This window comes from Mesorhizobium sp. AR10 (assembly GCF_024746795.1).
Classification (GTDB): domain Bacteria; phylum Pseudomonadota; class Alphaproteobacteria; order Rhizobiales; family Rhizobiaceae; genus Mesorhizobium.
Genome location: NZ_CP080524.1, coordinates 3,140,174 through 3,163,917, shown reverse-complemented (window position 1 = coordinate 3,163,917; position 23,744 = coordinate 3,140,174). Strand labels below are relative to the sequence as shown.

Sequence of the window (23,744 nt, the reverse complement as noted above, 5' to 3'; positions counted from 1 at the left end):
TGCGGGGCATGCGACCCTTGTCAGGCTTTCTTGACATATTTGCGCCAGCTGTGTTCAGGCCGGAAGCCAAGCACATCCCGCGCCTTGCGGTTGGAAAGCAGCGTCTCATATTCGCCGAGTTCGGCCTTGACCGGCACGCCGGGGTAGAACCGCTTCAGCAACTCGGCTGTCGGCAGGTCGGACGAGGTGTCGTCATTGGCGGCGTTGAACACCTGATAGCCGAGCCCGTCCTTCTCGATGGCCCGCAGCGTGATTTGGCCGAGGTCGCGCGCATCGACATAGCTCCAGGCGATGCGCTTGCGGAAACCCGGATCGGCGAACCATTTCGGGAACAGCGAATATTCATGCGGCTCGATGACGTTGCCGATGCGAAGCGCATAGATGTCGGTACCGTTGCGCTGTGCAAAGGCGCGCGCCGTCTGCTCGTTGACGACCTTGGACAGCGCGTAGCTGTCCATCGGATCGACATCGTATTCTTCGTCGAGCGGGAAATATTTCGGGTCGCGCGGCTCGTTGGCGAACACCACACCATAGGTCGTCTCGCTGGAAGCGATCACGACCTTGCGGATGCCGAGCTTCACCGCCGCCTCGATGACATTGTAGGTGCCGAGCGCGTTGATGCGGAACACCTCGTTGTCGGTCGTGATCATGATGCGCGGGATGGCTGCGAAATGCACCACCGCATCGACCGGCTGCGAGCGCAACGACGGGTCGAATTCATGCAGGCCCATATAGGAGGACAGTGCGTTGAACACCTGCCCGCTGTCGGTGATGTCGGTGATCAGCGTGCGCACCTTGGGATTGTCGAGCGGCTTGGTGTCGATGTTGAGCACCTGGCAGCCTTGCTCGACCAGATACTGCACGACATGACGCCCAGCCTTGCCGCTGCCGCCGGTGAACATGATCCGCTTCGTCATTTTGCTCTCCACATCGTCTAGGATTTATGTGTATTGTCAGACAATATGGCATTCCGCAATGCCACCGCCTGCGGCAAAAACCCTCTCCAACAATGCGCCTGCAAGCCGGCAGCGCTGCCATCGATCACCACAAGACAGGGACGAAACGACATGACCACGACTGCTGCGAGCGAAAAGATCGGCTTCATCGGCCTTGGCCTGATGGGGCATGGCATAGCCAAGAACATCGTCGACAAGGGCTACGCGCTGACGTTCCTCGGCCGCAAGAACCGCAAGCCGGCCGAAGACCTGCTTGGCCGCGGCGCCAAGGAAGCAGCGACCTCGCGCGATGTGGCCGCGGCATCCGATATCGTCTTCATCTGCGTCACCGGTTCGCGTGAGGTGGAAGCCATCATCCGCGGCCCCGGCGGCCTCAGGGAAGGGCTGAAGAAGGGTTCGGTCGTCGTCGATTGCTCGACCTCCGATCCGGTCTCGACCGTGGCACTGGCCGCCGAACTGAAGGGTCTCGGCGTCGACTATGTCGATGCCCCTCTCAGCCGCACGCCGAAGGAAGCCTGGGAAGGCACACTCGACGCCATGGTCGGCGCTCCCGATGCGCTCTTTGCCCGTCTCAAGCCGGTGCTCGAGACATGGGCCGGACGCATCGTCCACATCGGTGACACCGGCGACGGCCATCGCATGAAGCTGCTCAACAATTTCATTTCGCTCGGCTATGCCGCGATTTACTCCGAGGCGCTGGCGCTGGCCGAAAAGGTCGGTATTTCGCCGGCGCGTTTCGACAGCGTCATCCGCAACGGCCGCATGGATTGCGGATTTTACCAAACCTTCATGCGCTGGACGCTGGAAGGTGACCGCGATGCGCACAAATTCTCCATCGCCAACGCCTTCAAGGACCTCACCTATCTCGAGTCGATGGCAGGTGCGGCAAGCATCGCCAACCCTTTGGGCAATGCCACCAAGAACTCCTTCGCCGGCGCCTTCGCCACCGGACCGGCTGAGCAATATGTGCCGATGCTGGCGACGCATATCGGCAAGGTCAACGGCGTCGACCTGATGCCAACGAAAGACGGCAAGCGGCAGAAAATCTGAGGGCAAAGCCCGCCGCAGAGCGCCCTTGGGGTCGCAAGCCCGTCAGCGGCGGGAGCGACCGATAACGTCGTCGGTGTTGGCGAGAAGTCTGCGTACCGCACTGCGGGCCGCATCCGGCCGTTGGAGACGGATGTTCTTCTCGATGGCCTCATGCAGCGCCTGTGCCCGCCGCTGATCGCTGGTTTCGCGCGTAACGAAAACGAAGAGGTGGTCGAGTGCCGATTCGATCAGCACGCCGAGCGGCACCAGCAAATCGTTGCCGGATGCCCGCAGGATGGCAAGGTGGAAGCGCGTGTCGGCGCGCGTGCGGTCCTGCAAGCGCGTGGCCTCACCCATCTCCCGGCAGGCCTGGCTGATCTCCACCATCTGCTCGTCGCTGCGCCGCATGGCGGCGAAGGCGGACGCTTCCGGCTCGATGATGTGACGGAATTCCTGCACGGTGCGCAGGAACATTTCGCGGTCGGGAGCGGTCGCATACCAGGCGAGCACATCGCGGTCGAGCAGGTTCCAGCGCTCCTTCGGTTCGACCCAACTGCCGATCTTCGGGCGTGACGCCAAAAGGCTTTTCGCCATCAGCATCTTGATCGCCTCGCGCACCGCAGAGCGGCTGACGTTGAAGGTTTCGGACCACTTGGCTTCGTTAGGAAGGATGGTTCCCGGCGGATAATCGCCGCGCACGATCCTCAGGCCAATCTCGTTGGCCAGCGACGCATGCACGCTCGAACCCGGAATCCTCGTGGCATCGGCCCGGCGCACGGCAGCCGGAGCACTGGCCTGTGCATTGACCTTGGAGCGTCGTTTGATTGATTTTTCGTCTGCCATGCACGTTCCAATGCGTTGGCCGTTCATTGCGTGGAAACCGCCCGGAATTGCCCGTGCACCGCGGGTCTCGTCGCCGAAAATTGGGCGCGTCAAAGCAGGGGCTTATCGCCCCAACATGCCGCCTCTAGGTTTCATGAACCGGTGGAACGGGGCGCCCGTCAAACGGACGCCCCGAAATTGCGGCCTACTTCTGGATGCAGGTGTCGACCGTATCCTTGGTGCATTCGTCGAGACCGGTGAACACCGGGTCTGCCACGGCCTTGCCTTCGATCAGGTCGATCATCACCGAAGGTGCCTTGTAGCCCATCTCGAACGGCCGCTGGCCGACCAGCGCAGTCACCAGCCCCTCCTTCGCAATCGCCACTTCGTCGCCGATCGTGTCGGCGGCGCCGATGACGAAGGCGTTGCTGGCGATCTTGTCAGCCATCGGCTTGAACAGGTCGCGGTAGGGCTGCGGCGCACCGAACAGCGGCCAGCCGCCCATGATGCCGAAAGCGTCGAGATCGGGGTTGGCGGCGAGGATATCGGTCATCGCCTGCACGCCCTTGGCGCCATCGTCATTGGTGAACACCGGGCAACCGGCGACTTCGGTCCAGCCACCTTCACCGGCGAGCGCCGCAAGGCCCTCCTTGCCCGAAAGCGCGTCACGCATGCCTTGCGCACGGCGCAGGATGTTGTCGGCTGCCGGATTGCCCTCGATGGTGCAGATCTTGCCGCCATTCGGCTTGCCCTTCTTGATGTACTCACCGATCTTGAAGCCCATTAGGTAGTTATCGGTGCCGAGATAGGTCTTGCGCAGCGCCGCATCTTCCTTGGAGAGGTCGGCGTCGATGGTCATGATCGGGATCGTCGGATTGGCGCTCTTGATCGTCTGCGCGATCAGCGGCGCGTTGGACGGCGAAATGGCCATCGCCACCGTGTCGGCCTTGCTCAGCATATCGCCGACGATCTGGGCCTCCCCGGCCTCATCGGAAGTCGAAGCCGGGCCGGTGTAGAAGCACTCATACTCCGAGCTGGCGTTTTCCTTGTTCCATTTCTGGCAACCCTGGTTGATGGCCTCGAAGAACGGATTGTCGAGACCCTTCACGACGATGACGAGCTGTTTCTTGGCCAAAGCCGGCCCGGCGCCCAGCGCCATGACGGCGGCGGCGGCGAGCAATAGTGATTTCTTCATGTTAGTCCTCCCTTGAAACAGACGGACACGGCGTGCCCGCCACACAGATCGACCCGGATGCGAGATGACAGCGGAACGTTCCGCGAGCGCCCGTGTGACCAAGCCAGATCGATAAGTATTTCCAGATGCGGTCTCGAACCGGTGCAACCAACAAGGCGTTGCCGAATCCTTGACCCATAAACCTCCGACGGTCCCCCAGCCAACCGGCATCAGGGATCGGCTTATTCTCCTCCGAGGCTTAGCTAATATCGGCTCGCCGCCAACGTCAATGCTATTTGTCCTACAAAACTGATTTTTAAAGAAAGCTCCAGCTTCAATTCGTCCGACAATTGCCAGAATCTTATTCGTCCGACAATTGACGCGCGCAGGCTTTTGCGTAAAACAACGCTAACGCTGTTTCCGGGAGGAGCTGGGGAGAGCGAGGCCAAAGCAGCGTCGGTGTCGCACCGGAAACAGCAAGCAGGTCGCAAGGCAGGGGAGGCAAGAAGGCTGGTGGCGGTTCTCGAACTCACCAATATCTCGAAACACTTCGGCGCCATCCACGCGGTCAACGACGTGTCGCTGTCGATCGAGGCCGGACAGGTGGTCGGCCTGATGGGTGACAACGGCGCCGGCAAGTCGACGCTGGTCAAGATGATCGCCGGCAATTTCCACCCGAGCCATGGCACGATGCAGATGGACGGCAAGGACCTGATCCTGCACAAGCCGGTGGAAGCCCGCCAGCACGGCATCGAGATCGTCCACCAGGATCTGGCGCTGTGCAACAATCTGACGGCCGCCGCAAACGTCTATCTCGGCCGTGAACTGCGTCGCGGCGTCGGGCCGTTTCGCATTCTCGACTACGCCGCGATGTACAAGCGCGCCGGCCAGATCTTTGCCGAATTGAAATCCGAGACCCGGCCGCGCGACCTCGTCAAGCAGATGTCGGGCGGTCAGCGGCAAGCCGTAGCCATCGCCCGCACCATGCTTTCGCAAGCCAAGATCGTGCTGATGGACGAGCCAACGGCGGCGATCTCGGTACGGCAGGTCGCCGAGGTGCTCAACCTGATCCGCAATCTGCGCGATCAGGGTATAGCGGTCGTGCTGATCAGCCACCGCATGCCTGACGTGTTTGACGTCGCCGACCGCGTCATCGTCATGCGTCGCGGTCGCAAGGTCGCCGACAAGACGATCGCGTCGAGTTCGCCCGAAGAAGTCACCGGGCTCATCACCGGCGCCATAGAACAGGTTTTATAGGTGCTGATTTCACTACAGGCTGCAGATGCAGCAGATAAAGGTCGACGATGGCAGTAACTCTTGACCAGACGATCGCGCAGAAACAGCACACCTTGTTGTCCAGGGTGTTTGCCAGCCAGACATTCTGGGTGGTGATCGCGGTCATCCTCGCCTGCCTGTTCCTCTCCGTCGCCACCGATTCCTTCGCCACGTCGAAGAACCTCTACAACATCACCCGCAACATCACCTTCGTCGCCATCATCGCGCTCGGCATGACCTTCGTCATCATCACCGGCGGCATTGATCTGTCGGTCGGCTCGGTGCTTTGCCTGTCGTCGATGATTCTGGCGGTGACGATGCATGCCGGCTACAGCATCGAGGTCGGCATCCTTGCCTCGATCGCCACGGCGCTCGCCATCGGCGCCTTCAACGGCATACTGATCGCCTATCTCGGGTTTCCGCCCTTCGTGGTGACGCTCGGCATGCTGTCGATCGCGCGCAGCCTGGCCATGGTAGCCTCCAACAACACCGTCGTCTTCCAGTTCGGACCTGACCACGACAAGCTTCTGGCGCTGGGCGGCGGCGCCTGGGTGTTCGGCATCGCCAATCCGGTGCTCTACATGATCCTGCTGGCGCTGATCACCGGCTTCATCCTGCGCTGGACGAAATTCGGCCGGCATATTTTCGCCATCGGCGGCAATGAGCACGCAGCGACGCTGACCGGCGTTCCGGTGCGCCAGATCAAGGTCGCGGTCTACATGATCTCGGCACTGGCGGCGGGCATTGCCGGCATCATTCAGACCGGCTGGCTGGGCGCCGTCACCACCAATCTCGGCACCGGCATGGAGCTTCAGGTGATCGCCGCCACCGTCATCGGCGGCGCCAACCTGGCTGGCGGCGTCGGCACCGCCTTCGGCGCCATCGTCGGCGCCGCGCTGATCGAGGTGATCCGTAACAGCCTTGGCCTGCTCGGCATCAATGCCTTCTGGCAAGGCGTGTTCATCGGCGGCGCCATCCTGATGGCGGTCCTGTTCGACCGGATCCGCAACTTCAGGCGCAACGACTAAGCTTCAACGCCGGCGCGCGCGGGCTCCTATCGCTCAGTCTGAAAATCCACCGCCATGCCTCATCGCGAGTGCCGGTCGTGCGCATGTGCCTTGACGCGGGCACGAACGGGGCCGCAGTATCCCCCCGCAGGCGAAGGGAGGCCAGTCGCCTGCGGGAGGATATACCCATGACGGAAGCGATCAGGCTCTACTGGGGCCGGTTCGGACATGTTTCTGTCCTGAATGTCGCCAGCGACTTCGTCACCCATGCCCATGTCGAGGCGCATATCATCATCTGGCTGGAAGGCACAGCCGGCGAAATGACCATCGGCCGCCAGACGGTGCGGCTCGGGCCCGGCACCGCTGCCGGCATCAATTCCTTCGAACCGCACAGCCACGCTCTGTACCACGACGGCACGCCGGGCCTGTTCCTTGCCTTCTACATCGATCCCGACTGGGCGCGCCGGCGCCGCGACCTGCCCTCCGCCGCGCCGCTGTTTTCCACACCGGCGATCACGCTGGAGCCCTGGTTGCACCAGGCGGCAGCCAACCTGCTCGATCGTCTCAGCGACAATGAGAGCATCGACGATATCGCCAATTACGAGATCGAGCGGTTCATCGACAGTGTGCTCGATGCCGCCGACGCCTCGGCGCCGCAGACCGTGCGCGCCCGTGTCCACACAATGCAGGACTTCCGTGTCCGCAAGGCGATCCAGCTGATGAAAGCCAATGTCTGCGAGCGCATCTGCTTCGACGATGTGGCGCGTAGTGTCGGCCTGTCGCGGCCGCACTTCTTCGCTTTGTTCAAGGAACAGACCAATCTGACGCCCAACGTCTACTGGAACACGCTGCGCATGGAGGAAGCGGTACGACAACTGCAGTGGTCGCAGGAGCCGCTGATCTCGGTCGCCTGCAATCTCGGCTTCACCACGCAGGGCAATTTCTCGCGCTTCTTCCGCGATCATGTCGGTGTCCCGCCGACGCTCTACCGCGAGGCGGCGCGGGCGATAGCCTGAGCCGCCTGCCGCCCGTTTTTCAGACTGCCCGATTTTTCAGACTGATTGATAGGCGTTCAAGACGCATTGATAAGTGTCTCCATGCCCGCCGCCCTACCCTGCCGAGTAGCGAACTCGAAGGGAAACGATCTATGGCGAAAGTCACCATCTCCAGCGTCATCGACGCGCCGGTCGAAAAGGTCTGGTCGCGCATACGCGACTTCAACGGACTGCCGAGTTGGCACCCGCGCATGGTCGAAAGCCATATCGAGGACGGCAAGGACGCCGGCACCATTGGCTGCGTGCGCAATTTCGAGCTCGCCAGCGGAGCCCGCATCCGTGAAAAGCTGCTCGATTTCTCCGATGACAACTTCCTTGTCAGCTACTCCATCCTGGAGACGCCGCAGCCACTCACCAACCACAAGGCAACGCTGCAGCTGCGGCGGGTGACCGACGGTGACCGCACCTATGCCGAATGGACCGCAAGCTTCGACGCCGCACCGGAGGACGCCGACAAATTGGTCGAAGGCATGGGCGCCAATGTGTTTCAGGGCGGCTTCAATGCCCTGAAGAGCCATTTTGCCGGTCAGAGTTGAAATAAGGGAGCCTGCCATGGCGCTTGCACTCCAGACTTTCTCGACGGTGAAGGACGCCAATGCCGCGCTGACATCCGCTGGCACCCGCTATCTCGGTGGCGGCACACTGGTCGTACGCGCCGCCAATGAGGGCGACGTCTCGGTCTCGGGCTTCATCAGGTCGACCGAGCCGTCGCTGTCGACCATCACCGTTTCCGGCGGCAAGGCCCGCATTGGCGCCTCGGTGACCATGGCGGCGATCGCCCGCCATCCGGATCTCGCCGCCCTCGCCCGAGCCGCGCGCGCCGTTGGCGGCCCGGCCATTCGCAACATGGCGACCGTCGGCGGCAATCTGTTTGCGCCGACGCCCTATGGCGATTTTGCTGTTGCGCTACTGGCACTCGACGCGACAGTCAGCACCGACGATGGCGACCTGCCGATCCAAACCTTTCTGGCAAAGCGTGAGAACAGCCGGGCTATCGTCACCTCGGTCGGTTTCGCAATTCCGGCGGAAGGCCGATTTCGCTTCCTGAAAGTCTCGAGGGTCAAACCGAAAGGCGTCTCGGTGCTGAGCATCGCCGCTGTGCTGGAACAGGCGCCGGACGGCACCGTGTCCTCGGCGCGGATCGCACTCGGCTGCATGGCCGACCGGCCGATGCGCGCCATGGCAGCGGAAAAGACACTGGTCGGCAAGAGGCTCACCAGGGACGGCATCGCGCCGGCCTTGGCCGTCGCTCGCGACGGCACATCACCCATCACCGATCCGATCGCCAGCGCCTGGTATCGCAACGAAGTCCTGCCGGTCCATCTCGGCCGGCTGCTGCTTGGCATGGAAACAAAGGCTTAAGCCCGTTGGGGGCGCGCGTCTGTCCGATGGTTCGGGCAGGCGCGCAAGGAGGGAAACATGGCAAAGGTCCCGGTTCAGTTCACGCTCAACGGCGCGGATACGGCCGAATTCGTCGACAGCGGCACGACACTGCTGAATGCGCTTCGCGACAAGATCGGCGATACCTCGCCGAAGGGCGGCTGCCATCAAGGCACCTGCGGCGCCTGCTCCGTCATCATCGACGGCGAACTCAGGCTCTCTTGCCTGACGCTGGCCGAGACCTGCAACGGCGGCACCATCACCACGACTTCGGGGCTGTCGCAAGGTGGCGTGCTGCATCCGCTGCAGCGCGCCTTCCTCGACGCCTTCGCCACGCAATGCGGCTTCTGCACGCCTGGCATGATCATGGCGGCCAAGGTGCTGCTCGACCATACGCCGAACCCCAGCCGCGAAGAGGTGGTCGAGGCGCTGTCTGGCAACATCTGCCGCTGCACCGGCTACGAGCCGATCATCCAGGCGGTGCTCATCGCCGCTCGCTCCAATTCGCAGAACGCGGCCTGAGGGAAGCAAAATGGAACTGCGCAAGAACTACTTCGCCGATCAGCGCAAGGACGATCTGCACGAGATCGGCCAGCCGCGGCCGCGCTCGGATTCTCCCGGCCATGTCACCGGCAAGACCGCCTATTTCGCCGACCGCAATTTTCCCGGCATGCTGCATCTGAAGATGGTGCGAAGCCCGCATCACCATGCCAGCATCCGGAGCATCGACACCTCAGAGGCGGAAAAACATCCGGGCGTGGTGAAGATCCTGACCGCCAAGGATGTGCCGCACAATGTCTACACCATCCTGATCCTGATCCAGATCGGGCCGGAGGACGAGACGGTGCTGGCCGACGGCAAGGTGCGCTGGAAGGGCGAGGCCGTGGTGGCGGTGCTGGCCGAGACCGAACGCGCCGCACAAGAAGCCGCCGCCAAGGTCAAGGTCGACTACGAGGTGCTGCCGGCCGTGTTCGACATGGAGGAAGCGCTGAAGCCCGGCGCGCCTGTCGTCAACGAGTATCACGGCCAGAATTACTATCTCTACGACAGCGGCGAATGCCGCAAGGTGCGCTTCGGCGATGTCGAGGCCGGCTTTGCTGGCGCAGATCACATCCTGGAACAGAGCTACCAATCCTCGCCGATCGAACATGCACCGACCGAGACCACCGGCTGCGTCGTGGTGCCCGAGGCCAATGACCGCTTCACCTGCTACACCAACACGCAGGCAATGTTCTTCACCCTCGACAACGCCTCGATCATCCTGCAGATGCCCGGCAGCAAGCTGCATTTCGTCGGCGGCACCGTCGGCGGCGGTTTTGGCGGCAAGGTCGACGTCATTGTCGAGCCGATCGCCATCCTCGGCGCCAAACTAACCGGGCGGCCGGTCTGTTTCATCTACAGCCGCGAGGAGGAGATGCAGATCTCCTCGCCCCGCGCGGCCGAAAAGGTGGTCATCAAGGACGGCGTGATGAAAGACGGCCGCATCGTCGCGCGAAAAGTCACCGGCTACACCGATGCAGGCGCCTATTCGCGCCATTCGCCCTATGGCGCGCAGAAGGGCGCCGGCCACTATCCCGGCCCCTATACGATCCCGAATGTCTGGATCGACACTTACTGCGTCTACACCAACCGCACGCCCTCCTCGGCCATGCGCGGTTTCGGCGTCACCATCGGCGATTTCGCCCTGGAGGTGCAGATAGACAAGCTGGCCCGGCTGATCGGCATGGATCCGCTCGAATTCCGCTTCATCAACGCCTATCGCGACGGCGACATGAAGGCGCATCGCCAGCCGACCGAGGGCGCGGCGCTGATCGAATGCATGCAGGAAGCCTCGCGCGCCGCCAACTGGCCGGTGGCAGACAAGTTCATGGCCATGTCCTCCTATACGAAGGGAGCTTGAGATGGCGATCAGGCGCGGGCGCGGCGTCGCCGCAATCAACTATACCGACCGGCATGAACCTCGGTGGCGACCCGACCCAGGCGCTGGTCCATTCGACCCCAACCGGCAATTTCATGGTCACGCTGTCCAGTGTCGATCTGGGCCAGGGCATGAAACAGATCATGGCGCAGATCTGCGCCGAGACGATTGGCGTGCCGACCGACCGCGTCGTCGTCGACACCGCCGACACCGACACCGGTCCGCACTGCATGGGCACATTTGCCTCGCGCGGCACGCATCGCGCCGGCAACGCCGTCATCCAGGCGGCCAGGGAAGCCCGCCAGGTGATGCTGGAAGTGGCTGCCGAGGAACTGGAGGTCAACGCATCCGACCTTGAGACAGACGGCCAGGGCAACATCCTGGTCAAGGGCGCGCCGCAAAAGTCGATCTCGATCTTCGATGTCGCGCTGTCGGCGCATTTCAAGCGTGGCCGCTCGATCTCCGGCCGTGGTATGTTCTTGATCCCGCGCTCCTATCCCGAGAAAGAAACCGGCGCGATGAAGCCGTCGACCTGCTACGCCCACGCCTGCACCGTGGCGGAGGTCGAGGTCGATGACGAGACCGGCGAGGTCACCGTGCTGACGGTCAAGAACATCTTCGAGATCGGCCGCGCTCTGAACCCGAAAATGGTCGAACAGCAGTTGGTCGGCGGCTCGTGGATGGGCATCAGCCATGCGCTCTACGAAACCACAGAACCCTACTATCCCAACCGCGACCATGGCGGCACCGACTTCAACCAGTATCTGATGCCGGGGCCGGGCGATCTCGCGCAAACCGAGATCATCGTGCTGGAGCGGCCATCAGCAGACGGCCCCTTTGGCGCCAAGGGGCCAGGCGAAATGTGCGCCAACCCGCAAATCCCTGCCCTGGCCAATGCAGTGTTCGACGCCGTCGGTGTGCGCATCGACACGCTGCCGATCACGCCGGAGCGCATTTTGCGCGCGCTGAAGGCGCAAGCGGCGAACTGAGGACTGAAATGCCCGAAACAAGCGCCGAGGCTGTCGCAACATCGCCGGAGGCGGTGGCGTCGCGCCTCGCTGCCTCGCGCTATCTGGCCGATGAGAGCCTGGCGACAGCCATCTTCCTGGCGATCCGGCTGGGCAAGCCGCTGCTGCTGGAAGGCGCGCCGGGCGTCGGCAAGACCGAAGCCGCGAAGGCGATCGCAGAGGTGCTCGGCCGCGAGCTGGTGCGGCTGCAGTGCTACGAGGGCATCGATGCCGCGCATGCGCTCTACGAGTGGAACTACCAGCGCCAGTTGCTCGCCATCCGTCATGCCGGCGAACACGAGGTAGACATCTATGACGACCGTTTTTTGATCGCACGGCCGCTGCTGCAGGTGCTCAACGCTCCGGAGGAGCGCGTGCTGCTGGTCGACGAGATCGACCGTTCGGACCATGAGTTCGAGGCGCTGCTACTGGAGTTCCTCTCCGATTTTCAGATCAGCATTCCCGAACGCGGCACCATCCGCGCCAAGGCGCAGCCAATCGTCATCCTGACCTCGAACCGCACCCGCGAACTGGCGGAAGCCCTGCGCCGCCGCTGCGTCTACCATTGGATCGGCTATCCCGACGCCAAGCGCGAGGCCGAGATCATCATGCTGCGTGCCGGCGACGTGGCGCAAGCCACCGCGCGCGCCGTGGCGGCTGCCGTGCGCAACATCCGCGCCCGTCCGCTGGCCAAGCCGCCCGGCATTGCCGAAGCCGTCGAATGGGCCAATGCCGCCACCATCCTCGAAAAAGGCGGCAGCCCGTGGCCGGAAGCATTTCGCCGCGCCATCGGCGTGCTGATCAAGGACGAGGAGGACCTGTCCTATATCGCGCCCGAGCTCGGCCGGATCGTCGAGGAGGCGCTGGCGTGAGCGCCGCCTCGGCACTACCTCGGGCCGCTGCACCATTGCTGGGCTTCGGTCGGCTGCTGCGCCGCTATGGCTTTCCGGTTGCGCCGGAGCAGGTGTCCGGCTTCATGCAAGCGGTGACACTGCTCGGCCCCCGCTCGATGGCCGACATTCGCGAGGCCGCCCTTGCCACGCTGGCGCCGCCGCCCGACCGGCGCGACGAATTCGAAGCGCATTTCCAGAGCCACTTCTATGGCAACACCGCAGCCGTGGTCGAAGGCGATAGCGACGAGGAAACCCGCATCAAGGATGACGGCGGCACCAGCGAAGAAGAAATCGAGGCGGTGCGCCAGGAGGAGGGCGGCGAGCTCTCTTCAGGCGCCGAACAACTGGGTACGCGCGATTTCCAGCGCGACGGCGACGGGTTGGCCGCCTTCCGCCGCAAGCTTAATTCCGCCCTGCCCGCCCGCCGCTCCTTCCGCACCGTGCGCACGCACTCGCGCGGCAAGCTCGATCTGCGCCGTTCGCTCAGGGAAATCGTCAGCGCCGACGGCGACGTGCCGTCGCCACTGATCCGCCGCCGGCAGACCGTGCCGCGCAAGCTGCTTATCTTGATCGACGTGTCCGGCTCGATGAAGCTGCACACATCGGACTATCTCAGGCTGGCGCATGCGGCCGTGCAAGGCGCGGACCGGGCAGAGATTTTCACCTTCGGCACGCGGCTGACCCGCATCACATCGGCGTTGCGCATTCGCGACCGCGACCAGGCGCTGGCCCGCGCCGCAGCGCAGGTCGATGATTGGGACGGCGGCACACGCATGGGGCCGACCCTGCTCGCCTTTCTGTCGGTGCCACGCTTTTCCGCTTTCGCGCGCGGGGCCGCGGTCGTCATTCTGTCGGATGCGCTGGAGCGCGGCGACCATGCCGAACTGGAAATGGCGATGCGCCGGCTGAGCGCCCGCGCCTTCCGGCTTTCGCTGGCCACGCCGCTGGCCGGCGACCCGCGCTTTCGGCCGGCGACAGCTGCGTTGCGCGCCATCCTGCCGGTGCTCGACGATCTCGTCGATGGCTCATCCATTGCGAGCCTCACCGATTTCATCCTGTCGCTCGCCCGCCCTGCCCCGGCGGCCGCGGCAATCTGGAAGAGGGTTTCATGATGCAGAAAGCGATCGACGCGCATTTCCACATCTGGCGCCAAAAAGATCAGCCATGGCTGGTCGGACCGATGGTGCCGCGCATCTTCGGGCCCTATGAGCCGATCCGCCGCGACTATCCGATCGAGGAATTCCTCGCCGACCAGAAAGGCTCGGGCGTCGAGAAAGCGGTCTATGTCCAGACCAACTGGGCGAAGGAAGATTTCGAAAACGAGGTCGCCTTCCTGCAGAAGACGGCGGACGAGACCGGCTGGCCGCATGCCATCGTCGGCTATGCCGACATGACGGTGGACGACGTGCGCCACCAGATCGACCGGCTGAAGAAATATCCATTGCTCCGCGGCGTGCGCATGCAACTGCACTGGCACGAAACCCCGGCCTTCCGCTTCGCCACCGCGGCCGATCAGGTCATCGATCCAAAGGTGCGGGCCAATGTGGCGCGACTCAGTGATTATGGCCTGTCCTTCGACCTGCAGCTTTTCCCTGCTCAGATGAAGGACGGGCTAACGTTGGTCGGCGAGAATCCCGACACCAATTTCATCCTCACCCATGCCGGCATGCTGACCGGCATGGAGCCGGAAACCACCGAGGCCTGGAAGGCAGGGCTGCGCACGCTATCCGCCGCGCCCAATTTCTACGCCAAGCTGTCCGGCCTCGGCACCTTTGTCCACCGCAACGACCCCGCGCTGATCGCCTACATCATCGACAACGCGATCGATATCCTCGGCTCGGACCACCTGATGTTCGGCTCGAACTTCCCGATCGAGAAGCTGTGGGCGAGCCACGCCGAGCTCATCAAGACGCACCGCGCGGCGGTGGCCAAGCATGGCGCGGCTGCAGAGGCGGATATCTTCTGGAATACGGCGGAAAAGGTGTATCGGCCGGTGTGAAGCTTTGCCGAACATCCCAATCACGCAGCCTCTATTGCGGCGTGCCGGGCGCTTTAGGTCCGTTCTTTTGAAAGTTTGCCAGAGCGTCACGAAACTCCTGTTCGTTCTTTTTGCGAAAGCCCTCGACACCGTAGCGTGCGATCCCTTCGTCAAGCGATTTCGCGACACTGCGGCTAAAGGTCGGGAGTTGTGCTGGCTGCTTGGGGTCGGTCCACAGCCAGAAGCCCACTACAGTCAGCACCGCGAGTGCCATCGCCAGAAGAACGTTTCTATTGAATATCGCTGACATTATGGACTCCTAGCATCTCCTCCGTAGCAGCCTAGGGTCAATTTCCTAAGACTCGGCGATGACCGCGCTTACAATTTTAGCCAGAATAAGTGGTTCTTAAACCGCACATGCCGCCAAGCCGCCCCTCATTTCACTTCAAACTGCGGGTCGATCGGGATCTGCAGCGCCGTCACCATATGGTTGGTTTGCCCGGCCAGGCCGATGATCGAGACCAGCTCGCCATGCTGGGCGTCCGTCATGCCTTTGGAGCGGGCGGCGGCCGTATGCGAATGGACGCAATAGGAGCAGCCATTGGCCGTCGAGACGGCGATGTAGATCATCTCCTTGGTCAGCGGATCGATGGCGCTCTCAGTGACCATCACGACCTTCAGCTGCTCCCAGATCCGCTTCAGCGATGCCGGATCATTGGCCAGTCCACGCCAGAAATTGTTTACGAAGTCGGATTTGCGCGTCGCGCGGATGTCGTCGAACACGGCTTTCACGGCGGGGATTTTTTCCACCTCGGCATCGCTGAGAAGTCTTGTGGTGGCCATGCCCGGTCCTCTCGTTTGAATCTGTCTGTGAGAAAATCACGCTAAAGCATTTTCGATGCAGACAGAATCGGCGTCTTCCGCCTGCTGCATTCAGCGAAATACGCCGTCAATTCTTCGGAGTGTGCCCCGAAACCTCGGCGCCCGCAGCCGGCGGCAATACCAGGAAGCGGAACGAAGCGACGAGCCCGATGACACCGATCACCAGGAAGGCGATGCGAAAGTCGACGATGTCGAGCACGGGGCGGTCCCGGGCGATCTGCGACAGGTTGAGGATCGCCGCCGCCACCGCGACGCCGAACAGCATCGCCACCTGCTGCAGCATGCTGGACAGCGTCGCCGCCGAGCTGCGCTGCACAGCTGCGATGTCAGCGAAAGCCAGCGTGTTGAGCGCGGTGAACTGCATCGAGCGCGACAGACCGGCGACCAGCATCAGCGCCACCACCAGCGCTTGCGGGGTCTGCGGCGAGATCGCAGCGCAGGCCATGATCGATAGCGAGGCGATCACCCCGTTGACGACCATCACCGAGCGAAATCCGAAACGCCTGAGCGTCGGCGTCGTCACCGCCTTCATGCCGAGATTGCCAAGGAAATAGGCAAAGATCAGCATGCCGGCATCGACGGGCCGGAGCCCAAAACCGACCTGGAAAAGCAGCGGCAGCAGGAACGGCGTGGTGTTGATCGCCACCCTGAAGATCGTGCCGGCCGCCAGCGTCGAGATGGCGAAGGTCAACACCCTGAACGCTGAAAGGTCGAGCAGCGGATATTTCGTGTACGCCAGATGCCGCACCGCCAGCCAGCCGACCAGGATGCCGGCGGCAAGCAGCACCACGGTTGGCAAGACACCATCTTCGGGGTGCGCAATGCGTTCGAGGCCGTAGAGCAGTGAGGCGAGCCCGATCGACGTCAGGAAGAAACCTGGCCAGTCAAGCGGCATGGTCTCGGCCTCACGGTCGCCGGGAATGAAGCGGGCGACCAGCGCCAGGCCGACCACGCCGAGGGGGATGTTGATGAAGAAATTCCAGTGCCATGAGAGATAGGTGGTGATGAAGCCGCCAAGCACGGGCCCAACCACCGGCGCGAACAGCGCCGGCCAGGTGATCAGCGCGGTGGCGTTGAGAAGCTCGGATTTCGACGCATTGCGCAGGACGAGAATGCGGCCGACCGGCGTCATCAGTGCACTGCCCAAGCCCTGCACGGCACGCGCTGCGACGAACTGGGTCAGATTCTGCGAGAAGCCGCAGACAATCGAGGCCAGCGTGAACAGGGCGATCGCTATCAGGAAGATGTTGCGCGCACCGAACCGGTCGGCAAGCCAGCCGGACAGCGGCACGAACACCGCCATGGTCAGCATGTAGACGGTGATGCCGATGCTCATCGACACCGCCGGCACGCCGAAGGATTCTCCCATCTGCGGCAGCGAGGTCGAGATGATCGTCGAATCCAGAAGCTGCATGAAGAAGGCAACGGCGACGATCAACGCCACGCGCCGCGCTTGCCGCGCCGGCATCGTCGACGGCTGGGGCAAGCTTTCATTTTCGGGAATGGCGGTCATGCGAAGAACTGTCCGAAGGGGATTTTTCCCATTCCATCGGCACTGCGCGAAACCGTCCGGCCGATGACGAACCGGTTTGAACAGCATTTGGGTGGCCCCGTCCAGAGATGGATCAACAAACTTTCGTGTCGCGTCGCGTCCTGTTATGGGATGAACGGGTTGCCTTGGAACCGCGCACGCATGAAGCCGATCTATATCGACTATCTCAACGCCCTGGACATTGACGCCCTTGATATGACCGATGCCGAGATCATCGATGCGGTCGAAGCCGGGCTGGTGGCGCAAGGCAACGGCCAGACGGTCATCGAGCCACGCGTCCATTTGGAGCCGGACCCGTCCTTCCACGGCCATTTCAATGTCCTGCGCGGCTACGTCGCGCCACTCGACACGGCCGGCGTCAAGATCGTCGGCGACTATGTCGACAACTATCTGCAGGGTCTGCCTTCGGAATTCGGCATTCTCAACCTGTTCGATCCGCGCACCGGCACGCCCCGCGCCATTCTCGACGCCACCGTCATCACCGACATGCGCACCGGCGCCGTCACCGCCATCGGCGCAAAACATCTCGCGAAAAAGACATCGAAGGTCCTCGCCCACATCGGTGCGCGCGGCACCGCCTACTGGAACGTACGCCTGCTCGACCATCTCTTCGACTTCGACGAGATCCGCGTACATTCGCGCCGGCCGGAAAGCCGCGACGGCTTTGCCGCAAAACTGTCCGCCGATCTCGGCAAGCCGGTGACTGCGGTTGCCGACTGGCGTTCATGCGTGGCAGGCGCCGACATCGTCGTCGAGGCCTCGCGGCTGCCCGAGCCGGCACCGCTGCTGAAGACCGAATGGATCAAACCCGGTGCGCTTGTGGTGCCTTATGGTACGATGAGCGCGGTGGAGCTTTCCTTGACCGACATCATGCAAAAAATCGTCGTCGACGACTGGGGCCAGTGCAAGGGCGGCAAGTTCGGTTCGTTGCGCGCCCATGTCGAGACCGGGCGCCTGAGCGAACGGACGCTGCACGCCGAACTCGGACAGATCGCCGCCGGCCGCAAGGCGGGGCGTGAGAACGACGACGAAACGATCCTGTTCTGGCATCGCGGCCTGTCGCTCTCCGACATCGCGCTGGGCAAGGCGATGCTGGCCAAGGCGCAGGCGCAAGGCATCGGCCAGCGGTTGCGCTTCGCATGAACGCGCTCGTCCTCACCGGGGCCAGCATCAGCGTCGAGGATGTCGCGGCGGTTGCCCGCGACGGCCGCAAGGTGGAGATAGCGCCCACCGTCATGGAGAGGCTGGGCAAGGCACGCAAGGTCCTCGACCAGGCTGCCGCTTCCGGCCAGCCGATCTATGGCCTCAACACCGGGCTCGGCGCCAATCTCGGCACCTCCGTCAACGGCGATGCCAGTGCATTCCAGCGCCAGCTGCTGGAAGGGCGCAGCGGCGCAGTTGGCGACTCGCTGCCACAAGAAATCGTGCGAGCGACGATGCTTGCCCGCGCTGCGATGCTTTCGACCGGTGGTTCGGGGATTTCATCGGAAGTTTTCGTCGCACTCATCGAGGTGCTCAATGCCGGCGTCCATCCGGTGATGCCGTCGCTGGGTTCGATCGGCGCCGGCGATCTGGTGCTGATGGCAGCGCTCGGCCGCATGCTGACCGGCGACGGTGATGCCGACTATCAGGGCCGGCGCATGCCGGCTGCCAAGGCGCTGATGATGGCGCGCCTGGCGCCGGTCAGCCTCGCGCCCAAGGACGGGTTGTCACTGATCAACACCTCGGCAGCCTCTGTCGGCAGTGCCGCGCTGGCGGTTGTCGATGCACTCTCCGCTTTCGCACAGCAGCAGCAGGCAGGCGCGCTGACCATGGAAGGCGTCGGTGCCAACCAGACGATTCTCGATCCGCGCCTGCAGGCAGCACGGCCGGCGGCCTGCCAGCAGGTCGCGGCGAAGGAGTTGCGCGAATTGCTGGCGCGAAACGAGGCCCCGGCCCCGACAACCCTGCAGGATCCGCTGTCGATCCGCTGCATGCCGTCGATCCATGGCGCGCTGATTCAGGCAATCGATCACGCTCGGCTGGCGGTCGAGATCGAAATCAACGCCGGCGCCGACAACCCGCTGGTGCTGGGCGAGGACGAGTTGGTGCTGTCGACCGGCAATTTCCACACTGCGTCACTGGCATTGGCCTTCGAGACGCTCGGCCTTGCCATCGCCCAGACGGCGGCTGCTAGCGCTGCCCGCTTCATCCAGCTCACCGGTTCGGGTCGCAACGGCCTGCCGAAATATCTGTCGCCGGTCGGCGGTGCTTCGGCCGGCTTCGTGCCGCTGCAAAAAACGGTGACGGCAATCCTGGCCGCCATCCGTCACAAGGCCAATCCGGTGATGCTTGATTTCCTGGCCGTCTCGGAGGGCGTCGAGGACCATGCGACCCAGACGCCACTGGCCGTTTCGAAATGCGCCGAGATGATCGCGCTGTGGCGGCGGCTGATCGCCCTGGAGCTGATGGCCGCCGCCCAGGCGATAGACCTGCGCGAGGGTCTGGCGCTGGCGCCAGCCACCGGGGTGATTCATGCGGCAGTGCGCACGCACGTGCCGACGCTTGGGGAAGACAGGCCACTGGGCGTCGACGCCGAAGCGCTCTACGCCTCACTCACCAACGGCACCTGGCAGGCGTAACGGCAAAGCGCACGGTGGCCCTCAAGCCACGCCATCGATCTTTTTCATGAACGAGCTGAGCTGGTCAGGATCCATATGCACCACATGCCTGTCTTCGGGATAAGCCATGCTGTTCACGTCGGCGACATACTCGGAAAACGCGGCGATGCGTTCCGCCTGCAAGCGGTCATATTCGGCGGCGAAGTTGCGATAGACCTTGGAATGGCGGGGCATGTGGCCACGGTTCTGGCCAAGGATGTCGTCGGCGAACAGATATTGCGCGTCGCAACCGGTACCCGCCCCCATCGACAGCATGATCAGCGAGGTGCGTTCCGAGATCGCCTTGGCCACCTCGACCGGCACCACCTCGATTTCGGCGCCAACCGCGCCGGCGGCCTCATACTGCTTCACCGCCTCGAAAATCTGCATGGCGGTATCGGCGGTCTTGCCAACCGCCTTGAAGCCGCCGGTCCAGGTCGCGCGGGAAGGAATGAGGCCGACATGGCCAATCACCGGAATGGCGTCGTCCGCCAGGCGCTTGACGGTGGCAAAGCCGGCGCTGCAATAGACTGCATCGGCGCCCGCCTTGTAGAGCCTGAACGCCCAGCGCAGAAAATCATCGGCGGTGCCGATCTCGAAGAAATTCTCGCCCGGCATCGTGAATAGGCTCGGCGCCGCATCGCGGTACTGCGGATTGAGCACCAGCTCCGGTGGCACCGAGACGATGTCGACCCCTGCCCGCTCGGCAGCCTCGGCCTCGTCCATGGTCAAAACGCGCAGCATGGTCAGCTGGCGCTTGCCCTTCATGGCGCGCAGGTCTGCGATCGTGGGTCTTTTGCGGCTCATCGGATGTCCTGTTTGTTGGAATTGATCTTCCCGATCACCTTATCGGCCACGAGGCAGACCGGATAGCTCGCGGGTGGTTCATGGGGAGCGCCTACTCGGCCGCCGCTGACATATCGACCTCGTGGAACTCGCTGCGATAGGGCCGCGCTGTCGCCGGCAATTCGCGCTTGAGGAAATAGTCCTCGTATCCGAGCTGCTTGAGCAGCACCGGCCAGACCTCGCGATAGGCATGCCACATCGAGGGGTTCGGCTCCGGCAAATCGTGCTTGATGAGCTCATGCAGCTTCGGCAGCGCGTGGTAGGGCACCATCGGGAACATGTGGTGCTCCACATGATAGTTCATGTTCCAGTAGATGAAGCGGCTGATCGGGTTCATATAGACGGTGCGGGTGTTGAGCCGATGGTCGACGACGTTGTCGGCGAGACCGATATGCTGCAGCAGGCCGGTCAGCACCATGTGCCAGCTGCCGTAGAGGCGCGGCAGGCCGATGATCATCAGCGGCAGAAACGACCACATGGTGAGCGCCAGCGCGATCGTCGCGATATAGATGGCGACATGCCAGCGCGCGGCGGCGACGGCCTTCGGCTGCTCCATCTCGGGAACATAGCTCTTCTCGTCGTCAGACAGTTTGCCGAACGCCTGGCGCACCAGCGCCGGCAGCGCCGGCAGCGCCGGCAGCGAATAGCGAAAATCGAGGATGCCGGTGAAGGCAAGTGCGGCGCGCAGCAGGTCCGGCGGCCGCATCACCGCGATCTCGGCGTCGCGGCCGACGATGATGGTGTCGGTGTGGTGGCGCGCATGGCTCCAGCGCCAGGTTACCGGGTTGCGCATCACCATGAAGCTGGCGATCTGATAGATCACATCGTTCATCCAGCGCGTCCGGAAAGCAGTGCCATGGCCACATTCATGCCAGCGCGAGTCGCTGGAGGAGCCGTAGAGCAAGCCATAGACGAAGAAGAACGGCACGCACCACCAACTACCCCAGAACCAGATGCCGCCGGCGGCGGAACCCAGGATGGCGGCGATCCAGATGATCGTGTCGCGGATCGCCGGCCCATCCGAGCGCTGCATCAATTCCTTCATCGCCTTGCGCGAGACATCGGTATGATACCATTCGGCCGAGGCCAGTCCGGTTTCGATCGCCCGGCGCGTGCTCTCGCCGACCAAGCTGTAATCGCGCTTTGTCTTGGCCGCTGTCGCCATCGTCACCTCCTGCCCTCAAAGGCCGTTGGCGCGGAATTTCCCGTCGAGGAATGTTTTCGCGCGCGGCACGTCGTCCTCGGTCAGATGCTCGATGATGACAGGAATGTTCGGGTGCTTTTCGCTGAGCCGCTTCAGATAGAGGTCGTAGTTCAGTGAACCGAGACCGGGCGCTGGCAATTCGATCTCGCCAACGCCGCGGAACGTCAGCCCCTCATGCGCGTCCGCATCACCGATATCGGCATGCTTCTCCGTCTTGTCGCTGCCCGAGCGCTTGACGTCCTTGGCATGCGCGATCCTGATCTTGTCGGTCAGCGTGTCGAACACCTGGTTCAGCACCTGATCCATGCGGTCGATGTTGTGCGCCTCGAAATAATTGGTCGGGTCCATCAGCAGGCCGAGGCCGGGATGATCGACCTGCGCGAACATCTTCACCGTCTCCTCGACCGAGCCGACGACATTGTTGACATAGGTCTCAAGCAGGAAGACCGCGCCGTGATCATAGGCGGTCTGGGCAAGGTCCGAGATCACCTTGCGGCATTCCTCGAACCCTTCCTCGGTCTTGTTTTTGGGATGATGCACCCAGTCGGACTCGGTGTTGTAGGTGCCGGTTTCCGAGATCACGTAAGGCGAGCCGAAGTCACGCGCATTGCGGATAATCTCCTTGAGGTAGCCGACGCGCTTCTCGCGCTCGGCTTTGTCGGGATGGATGATGTTGGTGTAGCCCGATATGCAGCAGACCGGCAGATTGTGGTCGCGAAACGTGTCGCGCACTTTCCTGGCCTTGTCCCCTGTGATCTGCCCGGCCGACAGGTCGATATCCCTGAAATGCAGGTCGAGTTGCACCGTGTTGAAGCCGAGCCCACGGATGCGCCGGGCGGCCTCCTCGAGTTCGTAGGGGAAATAGCCAGTGAAGATACCTGCCTGCATCATGAAGTGAACTCCTCCCGGTAAGCGATTCAGCCGCCACGTTTATTTGGCGGCAAATATGTTCAGTCGGTCGAAATCTCGGACAGCTTGACAGTGCGGCCTTCCGCCATCGAGCGGTAACCTGCTTCGACCAGCGCCATCGTCTTGACGTTGTCGGCTACGGAAAGTGCGGGCGGCTCACCCGTCCTCACCGCGTGCTGCAACTGCTCCATCACGCCGATGAAGGCATGCGGGAACCACATCGTCTCCCAGCTCGGCGTGACCCATTCGCCGCCGGTGGTCTCGGTCGAAGCATAGGCCAGCGTCGAGGCAATGCCTGTCGGCCAGCCGATTGTGCCCTTGGCGACACCCTTGGTGCCGTCGACGCGCCAGTTGATGTGCTGGTCATCCTTGTAGCCATCCTGGCGCGGGCCGGACCAGACATCCTCCAGCGACACGGCGAGCACGCCGGAGGGAAAGCGAAGTGTCGAGACGGTGATCCCGTCGGTATGGTCGAAGCGCGTGCGCGGGTCCGTGCGGGTCAGTGTCGTGATCTCCTGGGGATCGCCGAACAGGAAGCGCAGCACGTCGAGATGGTGCACGCTCATATTGGCGAGCGTCAGCCGGTCGTAGTCTTCGAGGAAGGTCTGCCAGTGCGGGATCGCGTGCATATCGATCTGCGCGAACACGATGTCGCCGAGCGCGCCGCTGTCCATGATCTGCTTCAGCACGCGCATCGACTGGTCGTAGCGCATGTTCTGGTTGACCGATAGAATCTTGCCGGACTTGGCCGCCGCGTCGCGCAACCCGATCGCATCCTTGAGCGACAGCGCCAGCGGCTTCTGCGCCAGGATCGCCTTGATGTGCTTCTGCTTCAGCGCATGGCGGACCAGCGCCGGCTGCTGGTCCGGCGGAAAGGCAAGGTCGATGATCTCGACGTTTTTGTCCTCGATCAGCTGTTCCGGCGTGTCATGGACGGTTGGGATGCTCCAGCGCCTGGCGACCTTCTCGGCGCTGGCCTTTGTGCGCGACGCGATCCCCACCACAGGAAAGCCGGCTTCGTGATAGGCAGCCAGATGGCATTCGGCCATGATCATGCCGGCGCCGACACAGCCGATCCTGTATTCCCGGGTGCGAACCTTCACGTCCGGCTCGAAGCCATTGCTTGCCATTGGTTCCTCCCGAAGCTCGTTCTTTAGCGCACAGGCTTGCGCATCGGCCAAGGCCAGCACCATCATTTCCCATCAGTATCAGGGATGG

General features: G+C 63.0%; 23 protein-coding genes and 1 pseudogene. 14 read left to right on the top strand and 10 right to left on the bottom strand.

The features are described 5' to 3' along the window. Positions 1 to 20: 20 nt before the first annotated feature. Entirely contained in the window at positions 21 to 917 is an 897-nt protein-coding gene (locus LHFGNBLO_RS18830) for an NAD-dependent epimerase/dehydratase family protein (RefSeq protein WP_258600690.1), read from the bottom strand. A gap of 150 nt (positions 918 to 1,067) precedes the next feature. On the opposite strand from LHFGNBLO_RS18830, the gene LHFGNBLO_RS18825 reads away from it, so the two are divergent. After that, positions 1,068 to 2,006: an NAD(P)-dependent oxidoreductase gene (locus LHFGNBLO_RS18825; RefSeq protein WP_258600688.1), complete on the top strand. Its 939-nt coding sequence runs from the start codon at positions 1,068 to 1,070 to the stop codon at positions 2,004 to 2,006. A gap of 42 nt (positions 2,007 to 2,048) precedes the next feature. Here LHFGNBLO_RS18825 and LHFGNBLO_RS18820 read toward each other — a convergent pair whose 3' ends face one another. Together LHFGNBLO_RS18820 and LHFGNBLO_RS18815 are read right to left on the bottom strand one after the other, a co-directional pair. Then, positions 2,049 to 2,828, bottom strand: coding sequence for a FadR/GntR family transcriptional regulator (locus LHFGNBLO_RS18820; protein ID WP_258600686.1), 780 nt, complete (start codon positions 2,826 to 2,828; stop codon positions 2,049 to 2,051). Between the two features lie 184 nt (positions 2,829 to 3,012). Next, positions 3,013 to 4,002, bottom strand: a complete 990-nt coding sequence (locus tag LHFGNBLO_RS18815; RefSeq protein WP_258600684.1) for a sugar-binding protein — start codon at positions 4,000 to 4,002, stop codon at positions 3,013 to 3,015. A 492-nt stretch (positions 4,003 to 4,494) separates the two neighbouring features. Between LHFGNBLO_RS18815 and LHFGNBLO_RS18810 the strand changes: the two genes are divergently transcribed. The 11 genes and pseudogenes from LHFGNBLO_RS18810 (at position 4,495) to LHFGNBLO_RS18760 (ending at position 14,515) form a co-directional block, all read left to right on the top strand. Then, on the top strand, positions 4,495 to 5,238 hold the full coding sequence (locus LHFGNBLO_RS18810) for an ATP-binding cassette domain-containing protein (RefSeq protein WP_258600683.1): 744 nt from the start codon (positions 4,495 to 4,497) through the stop codon (positions 5,236 to 5,238). A gap of 47 nt (positions 5,239 to 5,285) precedes the next feature. Next, positions 5,286 to 6,284, top strand: coding sequence for an ABC transporter permease (locus LHFGNBLO_RS18805; RefSeq protein WP_258600681.1), 999 nt, complete (start codon positions 5,286 to 5,288; stop codon positions 6,282 to 6,284). A gap of 167 nt (positions 6,285 to 6,451) precedes the next feature. Next, positions 6,452 to 7,279: an AraC family transcriptional regulator gene (locus LHFGNBLO_RS18800; RefSeq protein ID WP_258600679.1), complete on the top strand. Its 828-nt coding sequence runs from the start codon at positions 6,452 to 6,454 to the stop codon at positions 7,277 to 7,279. 131 nt (positions 7,280 to 7,410) lie between these two features. Continuing rightward, positions 7,411 to 7,854: an SRPBCC family protein gene (locus tag LHFGNBLO_RS18795; protein WP_258600677.1), complete on the top strand. Its 444-nt coding sequence runs from the start codon at positions 7,411 to 7,413 to the stop codon at positions 7,852 to 7,854. 16 nt (positions 7,855 to 7,870) lie between these two features. Then, on the top strand, positions 7,871 to 8,680 hold the full coding sequence (locus LHFGNBLO_RS18790; RefSeq protein ID WP_258600675.1) for an FAD binding domain-containing protein: 810 nt from the start codon (positions 7,871 to 7,873) through the stop codon (positions 8,678 to 8,680). 57 nt (positions 8,681 to 8,737) lie between these two features. Then, on the top strand, positions 8,738 to 9,220 hold the full coding sequence (locus LHFGNBLO_RS18785; RefSeq protein WP_258600674.1) for a (2Fe-2S)-binding protein: 483 nt from the start codon (positions 8,738 to 8,740) through the stop codon (positions 9,218 to 9,220). 10 nt (positions 9,221 to 9,230) lie between these two features. Beyond that, the gene (locus LHFGNBLO_RS18780) at positions 9,231 to 10,598 is read left to right on the top strand and encodes a xanthine dehydrogenase family protein molybdopterin-binding subunit (RefSeq protein WP_258600672.1); all 1,368 of its coding nucleotides are present in this window, start codon (positions 9,231 to 9,233) and stop codon (positions 10,596 to 10,598) included. Position 10,599: 1 nt separating this feature from the next. Further along, positions 10,600 to 11,605: pseudogene (locus LHFGNBLO_RS18775) on the top strand (xanthine dehydrogenase family protein molybdopterin-binding subunit). Positions 11,606 to 11,613: 8 nt separating this feature from the next. Beyond that, positions 11,614 to 12,495 carry an AAA family ATPase gene (locus LHFGNBLO_RS18770; protein ID WP_258600670.1) on the top strand — a complete coding sequence of 294 codons (882 nt, stop codon included), beginning with the start codon at positions 11,614 to 11,616 and terminating at the stop codon, positions 12,493 to 12,495. A gap of 56 nt (positions 12,496 to 12,551) precedes the next feature. Further along, on the top strand, positions 12,552 to 13,628 hold the full coding sequence (locus LHFGNBLO_RS18765; protein ID WP_413774722.1) for a vWA domain-containing protein: 1,077 nt from the start codon (positions 12,552 to 12,554) through the stop codon (positions 13,626 to 13,628). Then, the gene (locus tag LHFGNBLO_RS18760) at positions 13,628 to 14,515 is read left to right on the top strand and encodes an amidohydrolase family protein (protein ID WP_258609807.1); all 888 of its coding nucleotides are present in this window, start codon (positions 13,628 to 13,630) and stop codon (positions 14,513 to 14,515) included. The genes LHFGNBLO_RS18765 and LHFGNBLO_RS18760 overlap by 1 nt, the downstream gene beginning before the upstream one ends. A 31-nt stretch (positions 14,516 to 14,546) precedes the next feature. Here LHFGNBLO_RS18760 and LHFGNBLO_RS18755 read toward each other — a convergent pair whose 3' ends face one another. From LHFGNBLO_RS18755 to LHFGNBLO_RS18745, 3 genes are all read right to left on the bottom strand, one after another. Beyond that, positions 14,547 to 14,804, bottom strand: coding sequence for a hypothetical protein (locus tag LHFGNBLO_RS18755; RefSeq protein WP_258600668.1), 258 nt, complete (start codon positions 14,802 to 14,804; stop codon positions 14,547 to 14,549). Positions 14,805 to 14,929: 125 nt separating this feature from the next. After that, positions 14,930 to 15,337, bottom strand: coding sequence for a carboxymuconolactone decarboxylase family protein (locus tag LHFGNBLO_RS18750; protein ID WP_258600667.1), 408 nt, complete (start codon positions 15,335 to 15,337; stop codon positions 14,930 to 14,932). Between the two features lie 106 nt (positions 15,338 to 15,443). Further along, positions 15,444 to 16,889: a DHA2 family efflux MFS transporter permease subunit gene (locus LHFGNBLO_RS18745; protein WP_258600666.1), complete on the bottom strand. Its 1,446-nt coding sequence runs from the start codon at positions 16,887 to 16,889 to the stop codon at positions 15,444 to 15,446. A gap of 180 nt (positions 16,890 to 17,069) precedes the next feature. On the opposite strand from LHFGNBLO_RS18745, the gene LHFGNBLO_RS18740 reads away from it, so the two are divergent. Further along, a complete protein-coding gene (locus tag LHFGNBLO_RS18740; RefSeq protein WP_258600665.1) occupies positions 17,070 to 18,071 on the top strand; it encodes an ornithine cyclodeaminase family protein in 1,002 nt (333 codons plus the stop codon). Next, entirely contained in the window at positions 18,068 to 19,549 is a 1,482-nt protein-coding gene (locus LHFGNBLO_RS18735) for an HAL/PAL/TAL family ammonia-lyase (RefSeq protein WP_258600664.1), read from the top strand. The genes LHFGNBLO_RS18740 and LHFGNBLO_RS18735 overlap by 4 nt, the downstream gene beginning before the upstream one ends. A 21-nt stretch (positions 19,550 to 19,570) precedes the next feature. Here the strand turns inward: LHFGNBLO_RS18735 and LHFGNBLO_RS18730 are convergent, their stop codons facing one another. From LHFGNBLO_RS18730 to LHFGNBLO_RS18715, 4 genes are all read right to left on the bottom strand, one after another. After that, on the bottom strand, positions 19,571 to 20,374 hold the full coding sequence (locus LHFGNBLO_RS18730; protein ID WP_258600663.1) for a 3-methyl-2-oxobutanoate hydroxymethyltransferase: 804 nt from the start codon (positions 20,372 to 20,374) through the stop codon (positions 19,571 to 19,573). Between the two features lie 91 nt (positions 20,375 to 20,465). Further along, on the bottom strand, positions 20,466 to 21,578 hold the full coding sequence (locus LHFGNBLO_RS18725) for a fatty acid desaturase family protein (protein ID WP_258600662.1): 1,113 nt from the start codon (positions 21,576 to 21,578) through the stop codon (positions 20,466 to 20,468). A gap of 15 nt (positions 21,579 to 21,593) precedes the next feature. Continuing rightward, the gene (locus tag LHFGNBLO_RS18720; protein WP_258600660.1) at positions 21,594 to 22,508 is read right to left on the bottom strand and encodes a sugar phosphate isomerase/epimerase family protein; all 915 of its coding nucleotides are present in this window, start codon (positions 22,506 to 22,508) and stop codon (positions 21,594 to 21,596) included. Between the two features lie 59 nt (positions 22,509 to 22,567). Continuing rightward, positions 22,568 to 23,656 carry a Gfo/Idh/MocA family protein gene (locus LHFGNBLO_RS18715; protein WP_258600658.1) on the bottom strand — a complete coding sequence of 363 codons (1,089 nt, stop codon included), beginning with the start codon at positions 23,654 to 23,656 and terminating at the stop codon, positions 22,568 to 22,570. Positions 23,657 to 23,744 lie beyond the last annotated feature (88 nt).

Excerpts from the sequence above, each read along its gene's own strand:
- LHFGNBLO_RS18795 (WP_258600677.1), top strand. The coding sequence starts at position 7,411 with ATGGCGAAAGTCACCATCTCCAGCGTCATCGACGCGCCGGTCGAAAAG.
- LHFGNBLO_RS18800 (WP_258600679.1), top strand. The coding sequence starts at position 6,452 with ATGACGGAAGCGATCAGGCTCTACTGGGGCCGGTTCGGACATGTTTCT.
- LHFGNBLO_RS18785 (WP_258600674.1), top strand. The coding sequence starts at position 8,738 with ATGGCAAAGGTCCCGGTTCAGTTCACGCTCAACGGCGCGGATACGGCC.
- LHFGNBLO_RS18715 (WP_258600658.1), bottom strand. The coding sequence starts at position 23,656 with ATGGCAAGCAATGGCTTCGAGCCGGACGTGAAGGTTCGCACCCGGGAA.
- LHFGNBLO_RS18825 (WP_258600688.1), top strand. The coding sequence starts at position 1,068 with ATGACCACGACTGCTGCGAGCGAAAAGATCGGCTTCATCGGCCTTGGC.
- LHFGNBLO_RS18760 (WP_258609807.1), top strand. The coding sequence starts at position 13,628 with ATGCAGAAAGCGATCGACGCGCATTTCCACATCTGGCGCCAAAAAGAT.
- LHFGNBLO_RS18735 (WP_258600664.1), top strand. The coding sequence starts at position 18,068 with ATGAACGCGCTCGTCCTCACCGGGGCCAGCATCAGCGTCGAGGATGTC.
- LHFGNBLO_RS18750 (WP_258600667.1), bottom strand. The coding sequence starts at position 15,337 with ATGGCCACCACAAGACTTCTCAGCGATGCCGAGGTGGAAAAAATCCCC.
- LHFGNBLO_RS18815 (WP_258600684.1), bottom strand. The coding sequence starts at position 4,002 with ATGAAGAAATCACTATTGCTCGCCGCCGCCGCCGTCATGGCGCTGGGC.
- LHFGNBLO_RS18740 (WP_258600665.1), top strand. The coding sequence starts at position 17,070 with ATGAAGCCGATCTATATCGACTATCTCAACGCCCTGGACATTGACGCC.
- LHFGNBLO_RS18770 (WP_258600670.1), top strand. The coding sequence starts at position 11,614 with ATGCCCGAAACAAGCGCCGAGGCTGTCGCAACATCGCCGGAGGCGGTG.
- LHFGNBLO_RS18790 (WP_258600675.1), top strand. The coding sequence starts at position 7,871 with ATGGCGCTTGCACTCCAGACTTTCTCGACGGTGAAGGACGCCAATGCC.
- LHFGNBLO_RS18730 (WP_258600663.1), bottom strand. The coding sequence starts at position 20,374 with ATGAGCCGCAAAAGACCCACGATCGCAGACCTGCGCGCCATGAAGGGC.
- LHFGNBLO_RS18780 (WP_258600672.1), top strand. The coding sequence starts at position 9,231 with ATGGAACTGCGCAAGAACTACTTCGCCGATCAGCGCAAGGACGATCTG.
- LHFGNBLO_RS18820 (WP_258600686.1), bottom strand. The coding sequence starts at position 2,828 with ATGGCAGACGAAAAATCAATCAAACGACGCTCCAAGGTCAATGCACAG.
- LHFGNBLO_RS18720 (WP_258600660.1), bottom strand. The coding sequence starts at position 22,508 with ATGATGCAGGCAGGTATCTTCACTGGCTATTTCCCCTACGAACTCGAG.
- LHFGNBLO_RS18745 (WP_258600666.1), bottom strand. The coding sequence starts at position 16,889 with ATGACCGCCATTCCCGAAAATGAAAGCTTGCCCCAGCCGTCGACGATG.
- LHFGNBLO_RS18725 (WP_258600662.1), bottom strand. The coding sequence starts at position 21,578 with ATGGCGACAGCGGCCAAGACAAAGCGCGATTACAGCTTGGTCGGCGAG.
- LHFGNBLO_RS18830 (WP_258600690.1), bottom strand. The coding sequence starts at position 917 with ATGACGAAGCGGATCATGTTCACCGGCGGCAGCGGCAAGGCTGGGCGT.
- LHFGNBLO_RS18755 (WP_258600668.1), bottom strand. The coding sequence starts at position 14,804 with ATGTCAGCGATATTCAATAGAAACGTTCTTCTGGCGATGGCACTCGCG.
- LHFGNBLO_RS18805 (WP_258600681.1), top strand. The coding sequence starts at position 5,286 with ATGGCAGTAACTCTTGACCAGACGATCGCGCAGAAACAGCACACCTTG.